The following is a 13,149-nucleotide window of genomic DNA, read 5'->3' on the forward strand; positions in this document are numbered from 1 at the left end:
TCTCGTTCCGCTCGGCGAGCAGGTGCTCGATCTCGTCCCCGGACAGCATCGGCACCCGGGAGACCGGCTCGTGCGGGGCCGCGATCATGCCCCGGACCAGCGCTTCGAGATGCGCCGCGAGCCTTGCCGCCGCCGTGTCGCCGATCCGTGCCGGGTCGTGCGTGAGGATCAGCGACAGCCGGCGCCCGGGATAGGCGACGACGCCCAGCGGGTAGCTGGTCCGCTCGGCCGCGCGGACGTCCCGCAGCTCGGACACCTCGTCGATCGGGTAGTTCTCGAACACGACGATGCTGTCGAACAGGCTGCCGCCGCCGCTCCACGCCTGCAGCTTGGTCAGGCCGACGTGCCCGAAGCGGCGGGATTCCGCTTGCGCCGCTTGAAGATCGCGCAGCCAGTCCGCGACCGCACGCGAGCCGTCGAGCCGGACCCGCACCGGCAGGGTGTTGATGAAAATGCCGGGAATGTCGTCCGCGCCGGGCAATTCCGCCGGACGGCCGGACACCGTCGCGCCGAAGCACACCTCGGTTTCGCCGCTGTAGCGCGCCAGCAACGCGGCCCACGCGCCCTGGACGACGGTGTTGACCGTCAGCCGGTGCCGCCGCGCGAAGGCGTACACCGCAGCGGACGTCTCGTCGTCCAGCTCCAGCGGAATCCGGCCGGTCGAACTCGACGTGTGCGTGCGGACGGCGGGACGCTCGAGAGGCAACGGTGTCGGCGTCGCTCCGGCGAGTTCGGCCCGCCAATGTTCCTCGGCGCGCTCATCGTCCTGAGCGGCGAGCCAGGCCGCGTAGTCGCGGAACGGCCGCCGGAGAGGCGGTTCCTCGCCACGCAGCAGGGCGACGACGTCCGAGAGGATGCCGAAGACGCTCCAGCCGTCGAGGAGGACGTGGTGGAACGTCCAGAGCACACGCACCTTCGTGGCGGATTCCCGCGCGATGGCCAGCCGTGCCAGCGGAGCCTGGGCCAGGTCGAACCCTTCGGCCAGGTCCTGCTCCAGCAAGTGCTTCAGGGACTCTTCCGCGTCTACAGCGGACCAGTCCAGATAGGACACCGGAAGTTCGACCTCGCGGTGCACGATCTGCAGGGGCTGGGGCACGCCGTCCCACACGATCCGGCTCCGCAGGATCGGAGTCCGCTCGACAATCCGCTGCCAGGCCTCGCCGAATCGCCGCGGATCGGGGACATCGTCCACAGTGAACGAAACCTGTTCGAAGTAGACCCGGTCGCCGGGCTGCGCGAGATCGTGGAACACCATCCCGGCTTGCATCGGCGTCAGCGGGTAGATGTCCTCGACGTCCCGGCCGTCGCCAGCCAGATCGTCCACTCGCGCTTGGTCGAGCCCGGCCAACGGGAAGTCCGACGGCGTCCGCCCGCCCGCGCCCGGCTCCGCGCAATGCCGCACGATCTCGCGCAATGCCTCGGTCATCGCCGCGGCCAGGCGGTCCACAGTGGACTCTTCGTGGACACCCTCGGCGTAATGCCAGGCCAGTTCCAGCTCGCCGCCCTCGACCCGGCCGACCACCTCCAGCAGGTGCGGCCGGACGGTGTCCGGCGCGACGTCCAGCGAGAGTTCTCGGCGCAGGGCCGGGTAGAGGTCTCCGGGCAGGTCGAACTGGCCGAGATAGTTGAAGCTAACCTGCGGTTCGATCACCGGCGCCGACCCGGCCAGATACCGCAGCGCGCCGTAGCCGATCCCCCGTCGCGGGACCGCGCGCAGCTGCTCCTTGACGGCTTTCAGCGCAGCGCCCCAGCCGTCCGGGACGTCCAGCGCCACCGGGAACATGCTGGTGAACCAGCCGACCGTCCGCGACAGGTCGACGCCGTCGAACAGCTCCTCGCGGCCGTGCCCTTCGAGGTCGACGACCGGCGGGTGCCCGGTCCAGTCCCCCAGCACCCGGCCCAGCGCGGCCAGCAGCACGTCGTTGACCTGCGTCCGGTACGCCTGCGGCACCTCGCGCAGCAAGGCGTGCGTCTCGTCCGCGGTGAGCCGGGCCGTGACGACGCGGGCCCGGCCGAAGGTGTTCTCCGCCGTGCCGTCGACCGGCAGCGGTGTCGGCGCGGGCAGTTCCCACCAGTGCGCGAGTTCGTCGTCGAAGCCGCCCGCTTCCGCGTGCTCGGCCAGCCGGCCCGCCCACTCGCGGAAGGACGTCGACCGCGGGCCGAGGTCGATCGGTTCGCCGCGCACGGCCTGCCAGTAGGCGCGATCGAGGTCTTCGAGCAGCAACCGCCACGAAACGCCGTCGACCACCAGGTGGTGCGCGGCCAGGTGCAGCGTCCGCGGCTCGCCGGACAGCGACCACCGCAGCAGTGTGTGCCCGTCGCCGACGGCGGTGTTGTGCTGATGCCAAGCGTCGCGGTCGTGACTGAACCGCATCCGCAGCGCGTCGTGCTGCTCGGACAACGCAGCCAGCGCGGAGATCAGCGCGGTCAGGTCGACGTCAGCGGGGAGCTCGACGGCGATCGTCTGGTCGAAGCGGTCCGTGGCCAGCCCGAAGAACCAATGCTGGATCGGGGTCAGGACGACGTCGCCGCTCTCCGGGCCGCGCTCGGGGATCGCCGCGGCCTCGCCGACCGTCGGGGCGAGCGCGGCGATCGTCTGATGGCGGAACAGGTCGGCGGTGGTCACGCTGAGCCCCGCGTGCCGGGCCCGGGCGCTCACCTGGATGCTCAGGATCGAATCGCCGCCGAGGGCGAAGAAGTTGTCGTCCACGCCGACGCGGTCGAGGCCGAGCACGTCGGCCCAGATCCCGGCGAGCACGGCCTCCCGTTCGGTGCGCGGGGCGACCGTGCGCTCGCTGGAGGTCTGCGGCTCCGGCAGGGCGCGGCGGTCGACCTTGCCGTTGGCGGTGAGCGGCAACTCGGCCAGCGGGACGAGCACCGACGGCACCATGTAGTCCGGCAGCGTGCGGGCGACGGCGCGGCGGAGCGCTTCGGTGTCCACCGTGGCCGGGACCACGTAGCCGACCAGCTGTTTGCGTCCGCCGGCGGCCCGGATCGCGACGAACGCCTGCGTCACCTCTTTTTCGGCCGCCAGTGCGCGTTCGATCTCGGCCGGTTCGACGCGGAAGCCGCGGATCTTGACCTGATCGTCCACGCGGCCGAGGAATTCGAGCGTCCCGTCGGTGCGCCACCGGCCCAGGTCGCCGGTCCGGTACATCCGGTCGCCGGGGTTGCCGGACGGCGCGGCGACGAACCGGTCCGCGGTCAGGCCCGGCTGGTCGAGGTAGCCACGCGCGAGCCCGGCTCCCGCGATGCACACCTCCCCGGCCGCGCCGCGCGGCAGCAGCCGGAGCCGGTCGTCGACGAGGTGGATCCGGACGTCCCGCAGCGGCGTGCCGATCGGGATGACGTCGGGAACTTCGGTCGTGATCCGGAAGGACGTGGCGAAGGTGGTGGTCTCGGTCGGGCCGTAACCGTCCACGACGGCGATGCCGGGGCAGCTGTCGAGAACCCTTTGCGCGGCGGGCGGCGGCACGATGTCGCCGCCGGTCCAGACCTCGCGCAGTCCGGCGAAGCATTCAGGCGTTTCCTCGGCGAAGAGCCGGAAGAGGCCCGCGGTCAGCCAGAGTGCGGTGAGCCGGTGTTCGGTGACCAGCTGCTGGATCACGTCGGCGTCCAGGTCGCCGGGCGGTGCGACGACCACGGTGCCGCCGTTGAGCAGCGGTACCCACAGCTCGTAAGTGGAGGCGTCGAACGCCAGCGGGGAATGCAGCAGCACCCGTTCGTGGCCGGAGAAGCGCGGGTCGGTCGCGAGTGCCGTGACGTCCGCGTGCCGCACGGCCACGCCCTTCGGGACGCCGGTGGAGCCCGAGGTGTACTCGACGTAGGCCAGATTCTGTTCGCTCAGCGTGATTTTCGGTGTGGTGGATGGCTCGTCGACGTCCTTGACAACCAGCGACGTTCCCTTGTGGACAGTGACGGCCGTGTCGTGCCACGTGTCGTCGGTGATTACCAGCGACACTCCATCGAGGACGCGGCGCAGGCGATCGGCCGGGGCGCGCAGGTCCAACGGGAGGTAGGCCGCGCCTGCCTTGAGGATCGCCAGCACGGCCACGACGAGGTCGGCCGAGCGGTCCAGCAGTACGCCGACCCGCTCCTCCGGCCTGATGCCGCGCCGGACCAGGTGCTGCGCGAGGCGATTCGCGCGGGACCGCAGCTCCGCGTAGCTCAGGCTGACGTCGCCGCACACCACCGCTGTGGCGTCTGGCCTTTGTTCGGCACAGCGGTCGAACAGCTCCGGCACTTTCTCGGCGAGCACGCTTTCGGCCTGGCCGGGAAGCAGGAACTGGCGGTCCTCGACGGTGAGCAGCGGGAGGTCGCCCACCGGCCGCGACGGGTCGGCGGCGATCCCGGCGAGCAGCATTTCCAGGCTCCGCGCGAGACGTTCGACGGTGCTGGCGTCGAAGAGAGCAGTGGCGTACTCGACGGTGACGCGCAGCCCGTCGGGTCGCGGCCAGAACTCCACCACCAGGTCGAAACGCGCCGAGGGCCGAGGCAGCGGGTACTCGCTCGCCTGCAGCCCGGCGACCGTACGGGCCGACACCAGCGGGCGTTGCAGGACGACGACAGCCTGGACCAACGGCGTCCGCGACGGGTCGCGTTCCGGCTGGACTTCCTCCACCACGCGGTCGAACGGGACGTCGCCGTGCGCGAACGCGGCCAGCGCGGTCTCGCGGAACTCCGCCAGGAAACGGTCGAACGGTTGCGCACCGTCCACTGAGGACCGCAGCACGAGCGTGTTGACGAAGAATCCGGTCAGCGGCTCCAGTTCGGCCCGGTCGCGTCCGGACACCGCCGTGCCGACCGCGATGTCGCGCTGGCCGCTGTAAGCAGCCAGGACGGCCTGGACAGCCGCGGTCAGGGTCATGAACAGCGTCGCGCCCTGCGCCCGGCCTGCTTCCGCGACCCGGCGTACCAGCTCGGCGGGCAGGTCGTGGCGGTGCACCGCGCCTGCCGTGGTGCGCTGCGGGGGCCGCGGACGGTCGGTCGGGAGCGCGAGCGGTTCGAGGCCGTCGAGCGCCTCGCGCCAGTAGCCGACCTGGTCGAGACGCTCGGACGCCAGGCGCCACCGGGTGTAGTCCTGGTAGCCGAGCGGCAGCGGAGGCAGGGACTTGCCGCCGTACAGGTCGAGAAGTTCGTCGGTGAGCACGGAAATCGACCGGCCGTCGGTGACGATGTGGTGCTGGCACAGGAGAAGCAGGTGCTCGTCCGCGGCGAGCGGGAACAGCACGGCCCGGGTCAACGGCCCCGTCCGGAGGTCGAACGGTTCGCTCAGTTCGGCCTTCAGCACGTCGTCGTCCGGGACGGAATCCGCTATGCCCAACGGGATTGTCCCGGTCGGCGTGATCCGCTGCATCCCTTGTCCCTCAACGGATTCAAAGGTCGTGCGCAGCGATTCGTGCCGTGCGCACAGAGACGCCAGCGCGGCGCGCAGAGCTTCGAGGTCAAGCGGACCGGACAGGCGGATACCGACGCCAGTGTTGTATTCGGTGCTGCCGCCGGTCATTTCGTCGAGGAACCACAACCGCCGCTGCGCCGGGGACAGCGGCAGCAGCTCGGCTGGTGCCGCGACCGGAATCGCCTGCTCGGCGCGCGGTCCGTTTTCCAGGGCCTCCGCGAGTTTTTCCACGCTGGGCGCGTCGAACAGGGCCCGCGCCGAGAGGTCCGCGCCGAACGTCCCGCGCAAGCGGGACAACGCTTGCACCGCCAGAAGCGAATCACCGCCCAGGGCGAAAAAATCGTCGTCGACGCCAATCCGGTCCAGGCCCAGCACTTCCGCGAGAATCTCGGCGACGACGCGTTCGATGTCCGTCCTCGGCTCAGTCCCGGCATCCGCCGGTTCCGCCGAGGGCGCGGGCAGCGCTTTCCGGTCGACCTTTCCGTTGGCGCTCAACGGAAGCGCGTCCAGCACGACAACCGACGAAGGCACCTGATAGTCCGGCAATACCGCCGAGACAACGGCTTTCAGGTCCTTTCGCGGCGTGTCCGGAACCAGCACGACGTACGCGACGAGACGTTTCGTGCCCGGCCCGTCCGCCCGCGCGACGACCACGGCCTCCGCGACGGTGTCGTCCGCGGCGAGCACGGTCTCGATTTCGCCGAGTTCCACGCGGAAACCGCGGATCTTGACCTGATCGTCGGTGCGGCCGAGGAATTCCAGCTCGCCCTCGTCGTTCCAGCGGACCACGTCGCCGGTGCGGTACATCCGCTCGCCGGGCACGAGAGGATCGGCGACGAACTTCTCCGCCGTCGCCCCGGGACGCGCCCAGTACCCGCGCGCCAGACCAGCGCCGCCCAGGTGCAGCTCGCCGGGCGCCCCGGACGCGACCGGATTCAACGCGTCGTCCAGCACATACGCGCGGACGTCGTCCAGCGGGCGGCCGATCGGCATCGCCGTCACGTCCGCCGACTGGGCCGCGTGCGCCGTCGCGAAGGTGGTGGTTTCGGTCGGGCCGTACCCGTCGACCACGGTGACGCCAGGGCAGGCGCGCAGCACCCGGCGCACCGCCCCGGCCGGGACGACGTCGCCGCCGGTCCAGACCTCTCGCACGCCCTGGAAACAGTCCGGCGCTTCCTGCGCGACGACCCGGAACAGGCCCGCCGTCAACCAGACCGCACCGATGTCGTACCGGGAAAGAACCTCGCGGAGGCTCTCGACGTCAAGGTCTCCGGGCGGCGCGACCACCGCGGTGCCGCCGTTCAGCAACGGCACCCACATTTCGTAGGTCGAGGCGTCGAAGGCGGCCGGAGAGTGCACCAGCACCCGCCGATGCGCGTCCCCCGCGAACCTCCGGTCGGCCGCGAGCGCCGCGACGTCCCGATGCCGGACCGCGACTCCCTTGGGCTTGCCGGTCGATCCGGACGTGTGCACCAGATAGGCCAGGTTGTCCGGATGCCCTGTCGCCGAAGGGAACTCCGCTCCCGGCAACGGCCGCCCGAGCACCGCTATGTGTCCGCTGTGGATTTCCGCGGCCCGGACCGGGTCGTCGGTCAGCAGCACGCTGACCCCGGCTTCGACCAGCAGCGTCCGCAACCGGCTGTCCGGCGCGCGCCGGTCGAGCGGCACGTACGCCCCGCCTGCGGCGACCACGGCCAGTTCGGCGACGATCAGCCCGGCCGACCGCTCCGCCAGCACCCCGACCCGGTCCTCCGCGCGCAGCCCCAGCCGCAGCAGGTACGCGGCGAGCCGCCCCGCCTCGTCGGCCAGTTCGGCGTAGGTCAGCCGGACCGCGCCGTCCACGGCGACGGCGTCCGGAGCCGACCGCGCCCGTGCGGCGAACAGCGCCGGCAGGCCGGCGGTCGCATCCGTTTCGGCCGGGTTGTCTTGGGCGGTCATGGTTTTCGCTACCTTCCGGGCACACCAAGGGATCCCGCCTGCCGCGGGAGGGGACGAGGAGTTCTCCGGGCCGCTCAGCACCGCCGCGCGAGCCGGCCGCCGATTTCGACGGCAGCCGCCGCGCCGGGTTCGCCGCGGAACCGGCCGCAGGGGGTGGCGCGGCCGGTCGCCGGATCGCGGACGGTGAACGTGCCGTCGGCGTACCGGGTCAGTTCGGGGAAGACGTCGCCGTCCACGTCGAGACACGCGCCGCCGAGGGCGTCCGGCCGGACGGTGTACGTGATGGCACCGTTGCGATAGCTGCCGAAATCGCCGTCCGGCAGGGGAATCGGGCAGGATTCCGCAGCCTGGACGCGGTGCGGCGGGAGACCGAATTCCGGCAGTTCCTCGACCAGGTCGTGCCAGAGGTCGGTGCCGCCCGCCCCGTTGGCGGTCAGGGCGAGCACGCAGGCGCCCGCCTGGTCGATCCGGAGGTGGCACGAGGTGCCGTCGGCCGTTCCGTCGTGCCCGAGCCAGCGGGATTCCTCGTCCCCGAAGCAGGCGAGGCCCAGACCCCAGCCGTCCGCGAGGCCGAACGGTTCCGCGCCCTGCACCGGCCGGTGCAGGTCGCTCGCGGTCACGACGTCGAGCAGCCCCGGTTTGCCGAGGTGGACCCGCCCGAGCGCGACGAGGTCGCGCGCGCTCAGCGCGAGCGCGCCCGCCGGGTCCAGCATCGGCGGCAGCACCTGCGCGAGCGGGCGCTCGCCGTCGCGGGCGTGCCCGGTCGCGATGCCCGGGCTGTCGACGTAGACCGGCTCGATCTCCAAGGGCCGCAACAGGATCGACTCGACCGCCTGGCGCCAGCCCATCCCGGTGACGTCCTCGATCAGCTGGCCGACCAGCGCGTAGCCGAGATTGGAGTAGGAGAACGCGGTCCCCGGCTCGCAGACGAACTCCGCGGACCGCACTTCCTTCCGGCAGCTGCCGGCGGCGTCGGCCGGGTCCGACGGCAGTCCGCTGGTGTGGCTCAGCAGCCCGCGCAGGGTCAGCGACCCGGGCAGCGCGGGATCGCCGAGGATCTCGCCGACCGGCTGGTCCAGCTCGAGATCGCCGTCGGAGACGAGCACCATCGCCAGCGTCGCGGTCGCCACCTTGGTGATCGAGCCGATCGGCACCCGAGAGTCCTCGCGCATCGGCCGCCCGCGGCCTTCGACACCGGTCTGGACCACTACTGTCTCGCCGCCGGACCAGACCGCGACCTGCGCTCCCGGCACCCGATGCCGGACGGCCAGCCGCGCGAGCACCGCGGCCAGCCGGTCCGCACTGCCGACGCCAGGCACCGGGCGCGGTCTCGGGACTTCGAATCTTTCTTTCCGGGAGTGCATGACCAGACCTTTCGAATACTCGTAGGAGCCGCTCGAGGAATTGCCCCCCGCTCGCGCGGCACTAGCCCCAGCACAACGCGGACGCCATCAAGCCCAGACCCGCGCTGGAATCCATACCCTGCCTAGCGCCGTCGCGCTCCAGCAACCGCCAAACGAAGGACTCCCGCAAACACCGGCTCGCACCCTGCGTCACACATTGCCGAGAGCATTCTAAAATATGAACAACGGACTCACACCTCGGGGCGAACACAGATAAGCGGAAGATCAGTCTTCGCATTCGGCGGATCTTCCTCCCGCGCACCGCAGCGATTCCGGTTGCGCCGACCAGCGTAAACCCGCCTTTCCCGGTGCCGCCGGAACGGCGATCACCACCAAAGAAGTGGTGCCAACGGCCGTCGCCGTTGCCCCGACCGCAGCAACATCACGGCCACGGACGCGCCTTCGGCCGCATTCCGGCAAAAGATCACCGTCCGCCTTCGCCGATAACGTTCCCGGACAGGTAGCGGGACAAGTCGATCTCAGGAAATCCGAGAATCCGTCCGCTAAACCTCACCCGATCACCGGAAAATTCCGGCAGTTCCCCGCCAAGCGGAATTCCCGGTCCCGGACCGCCGCGCGAATGGCACGCCGCGGCACTGGCGCTTACCGCCGGGCAACCCGCTCTTCCGATGTTCGAGTCCCGCTCGAGCGCGCAGTGCCTCCGCCGATTCCTTCACGAGCACCTCCGCTCGCACAGTCGCCCCCGCCGACCGAAACGTTGCAGCTTCTCCGCGACCAATAGCCGAACAGCGGAACCGCCTTCTTGCCCGGCGCGGAGGAAATGCCCACTGTCGGCACGCTGCCAATAAGCGGACTATTCCCATAAGGACGGTAAAGAAAACCATGCAGTCCGTTTCCCGATCGTTGACCCGCGACCTGTGCGGTTCCGGAATACGTCCACTCAGGACATTTCCGTCACCTTTCCCGCGCGTCCGTTCCCCCGGACCTCTTCCCCGCCCGCATCGCCGAAAGAAGCACCGGCAACGCGACGGCCAACGCGATCCCTCGCACCGCACCGGCCACCGGATACGCCGCCCGGATGCCGGCCAGGTCCGCGACCAGCCCGCCCGCCAGCGATCCCAGCGGCATCAATCCCCAGCCCAGCATCCGGTAGACGCTGTGCACCCGCCCGCGCAATTCCGCCGGCACTTCCTGCTGGCGCAGGCTGACCGTGACCACGCTCCAGAGCGTGGTGGCGAATCCGTTGATCCCCAGCAGGACACCGAGAACCACCGCGTTCGGACTGGCGCCGATGAGCACGAAGACCACCACGTTGGCGACCAAGGCGGTCAGCAACGCTTGCAGCGCCCCGATTTTCGCCACGACCCGCGCGTTGACCATCCCGCCGGCCACACTCCCGACCGCGGCCCCCGCGAGCAGCACGCCGTAACCGCGCTCGCCGACGTGCAAGATCTGCGTCGCGAGCAGCACGACCGTCACATTGCCGAGCTGGTAGCAGAAGGTGTTCACCGCCAGCAGTCCCGCCAGCACGCGCAACAACCGGTGCCGCCCGAGCCAGCGCACCCCCTCCGCCGCCGCGACCCGCATCGGCGGCTGTACGACCTGCGGCAACCGGCGCCTCGGGAGCGTCGCGAGCAACACGGCGGACACCACGAACGACACCGCGTCCACGCCGAACGGCAACGCCGCCGCGACCGCGAACAGCAGACTGCCGACTGGCGGCCCGACGAACAGCTGCCCGGCATTGGCGACCGCGTACTGACTGCCGTTCGCCCGATGCAACTGGGTCTCGGAGACAAGGTCCGGCACCACCGCGAGCGACGCGCTGGCGAACACGACCTCGCACGCACTGAGCGCGAACCCCATGACCGCCAGGCCCGCGATGTCGATCCGCCCCAGCCAGATCGTCGCGGCGGCCACCGCGACGATCGCCGCCTGCAGGGCCTGCGACCGCCACAGCAAGCTGACCCGATCGCGCCGATCGACGAGCGCGCCCGCGGGCAGGGAGAGCAGGAGCCAGGGCAGGTACGTCGCCGCCGAGACGACCGAGACCAGCACCGGATCGCGGGTGATCGTGACCGTCAGCAGCGGAACGGCGGCGGCGAAGATTCCGTCGCCGACGTTGTCCGCCGCCGAGGCCCACCACAACCGCCAGTACGCGGCGGGGAGTTTGGTTCGGGGGTCGGATTCCTTCATGTCCGGGATGGTTCCCGACTCGAACAGGTGTTCGCCATCATGTAGGCTGGAGCTACATCGAATGTTTCGTGGTGCCGTCGTCGTATTTCGCTTGCCGCGGGTTCCTGGGCGCCGCAGACTGGCCCGCCGATGCCAAGTCCTGCGCGAATCCGGAATCAGCCCGGCGGGTCCATCTGCCGACGTGGACGCACGACGGCTGGACGCACCTTGGCTGGACGCACCTTGGCTGGACGCACCTTGGCTGGACGCGCCGCGGCTGGATTCAGCTTGGCCGAACGCGCCGCGGCCGGACGGGCGCGCCGTAGCCACGGACTGCGCAGCCGAGCACCACCCAGTTGAGCACCACGCAGCCACGCACCACCCAACCGAGCACTACCCAGCCGAACACCACGCAGCCACGCACCACCCAACCGAGCACTACCCAGCTGAACATCACGCAGCCGAACACCACGCGGCTGAGCGGACAGCGGCTGGTCCGGCAACGGCCAGGCACACCGCAGCCGGATGCACCACAGCAGATCCACCACGGCCGGATGCACGCCAGCCGCACGCCTCCGCGTCCGGAAACACCGCAATCAGCCGCGCTGCCGCCAAAAAAACCGAACGAACAGGTGGTTCATGATCGACGTCATCATCTCCGGCTGCGGCCCGACCGGCGCGATGCTCGCCGCCGAGCTTCGGCTGCACGGCGTGCGGGTCCTAGTCCTGGAGAAGGAAATCGAGCCGCTCCCGCTCGCCCGCATCGTCAGCCTGCACATCCGCAGCCTCGAACAACTCGCGATGCGCGGACTGCTGGACCGTGTCCTCCACCACGGACGACAACGTCCCGTAGGCGGCATCTTCGCCGGCATCCCCAAACCCGCGCCCCAGGGCTTGGATTCCGCGTACCTGCTGGGCATCCCCCAGCCCGTCGTCGTCCGCCTGCTCGAAGACCATGCGATCGAACTGGGCGCGGAGGTCCGCCACGGCCGCGCTGTCGCCGGTTTCGACCAGGACGAGGACGGGGTGACCGTCGGACTGACCGACGGCGAACGGCTGCGATCGAAGTACCTCGTCGGCTGCGACGGCGCCCGCAGCACCGTGCGCAAACTGCTCGGCGTCGGCTTCCCCGGCGAACCCTCGCGCACCGAAACCCTGATGGGCGAGATGCCCGCGACCGCCCCGCAGGAGGAGATCGCCGCCAAGGTGGCCGAGATCCGCGAAACCGACAAGCGCCTCATGCTGAGCCCAGTAGGCGAGGGCCTCTATCGCGTGGTGATCCCGGCCGCGGGAATCAGCTCTGCGCCGCCCGTCCTCGAGGACTTCAAACACCAACTGCACGCCATCGCCGGAACCGACTTCGGCGTGCACTCCCCGCGCTGGCTGTCCCGCTTCGGCGACGCCACCCGCCTGGCCGAGCGGTACCGCGTCGACCGGGTGCTGCTCGCCGGCGACGCCGCGCACATCCATCCGCCCGCCGGCGGGCAGGGCCTCAACCTGGGCGTCCAAGACGCGTTCAACCTCGGCTGGAAGCTCGCCGCGCAAGTCCGAGGCTGGGCCCCGGCCCCCCTGCTGGACACCTACCAGGCCGAACGCCGTCCGGTCGCCGCGGACGTCCTCGACAACACCCGCGCCCAGATGGAACTGTCGTCCGCCGAAGCAGGACCGCGAGCCGTGCGCAAGCTGCTCGCCGAACTGATGGACTTCGACGAGGTCAACCGCCGCCTGATCGGGAAAATCACCGCGATCGACCTCCGCTACGACTTCGGCGAAGGCCCCGATCTCCTAGGCCGCCGCCTCCCCGACCTAGACCTGAAACCGGGCCGCCTCTACGACCGCCTGCACCAAGGCCGAGGCCTGGTGCTGGACCGCACCGAACGCCTGAACGTCAAAGGCTGGACCGACCGCACAGACCTAGCCACAACCCCCGCCGCCCCCCTGGACGCCCCAGCCCTCCTGCTGCGCCCAGACGGCTACGTAGCCTGGATCGGCGAGAACCAGCAAGACCTGAACACCCACCTAACCCACTGGTTCGGCCACCCCACCCCAGCCCCCTAAGCACCGCCGAACACCACAACCCGAACGCCACCCACCCCGCCCAGCCCCCGCAGACTCCTGCCACCCCCTCCTCTACCCGCCAGACCCCACCGAGCCCCACACCCGCCCAGACCAACAAAACCCAGCAAAACCACCACCCCCTCAACTCGACCCAACCGCGGGATCGCGTCGGCGTCTGGAGGGGCAGTGCGCACGGCCTGGGGGCCGTGCGCACTG

The 13,149-nt window shown here is 70.5% G+C and carries 3 protein-coding genes and 1 pseudogene; 1 reads left to right on the forward strand and 3 read right to left on the reverse strand.

Annotated elements, in window-relative coordinates; genetic code table 11:
* Positions 1 to 7: 7 nt before the first annotated feature.
* From ACZ7OI_RS10605 to ACZ7OI_RS10615, 3 genes and pseudogenes are all read right to left on the reverse strand, one after another.
* Positions 8 to 7,336 (reverse strand): annotated as a pseudogene (locus tag ACZ7OI_RS10605) (amino acid adenylation domain-containing protein); the annotation flags it as partial.
* A 74-nt stretch (positions 7,337 to 7,410) separates the two neighbouring features.
* A complete protein-coding gene (locus ACZ7OI_RS10610) occupies positions 7,411 to 8,655 on the reverse strand; it encodes a serine hydrolase domain-containing protein (protein ID WP_470263919.1) in 1,245 nt (414 codons plus the stop codon).
* A 999-nt stretch (positions 8,656 to 9,654) separates the two neighbouring features.
* On the reverse strand, positions 9,655 to 10,896 hold the full coding sequence (locus ACZ7OI_RS10615; protein WP_470263920.1) for an MFS transporter: 1,242 nt from the start codon (positions 10,894 to 10,896) through the stop codon (positions 9,655 to 9,657).
* Between the two features lie 618 nt (positions 10,897 to 11,514).
* Here ACZ7OI_RS10615 and ACZ7OI_RS10620 point away from each other — a divergent pair.
* Positions 11,515 to 12,933 (forward strand): FAD-dependent monooxygenase, encoded by a 1,419-nt coding sequence (locus tag ACZ7OI_RS10620; protein ID WP_470263921.1) that lies wholly within the window; start codon positions 11,515 to 11,517, stop codon positions 12,931 to 12,933.
* The last annotated feature ends 216 nt before the right edge of the window (positions 12,934 to 13,149 follow it).

This window comes from Amycolatopsis sp. NPDC114503 (assembly GCF_055633655.1).

Excerpts from the sequence above, each read along its gene's own strand:
- ACZ7OI_RS10615 (WP_470263920.1), bottom strand. The coding sequence starts at position 10,896 with ATGAAGGAATCCGACCCCCGAACCAAACTCCCCGCCGCGTACTGGCGG.
- ACZ7OI_RS10620 (WP_470263921.1), top strand. The coding sequence starts at position 11,515 with ATGATCGACGTCATCATCTCCGGCTGCGGCCCGACCGGCGCGATGCTC.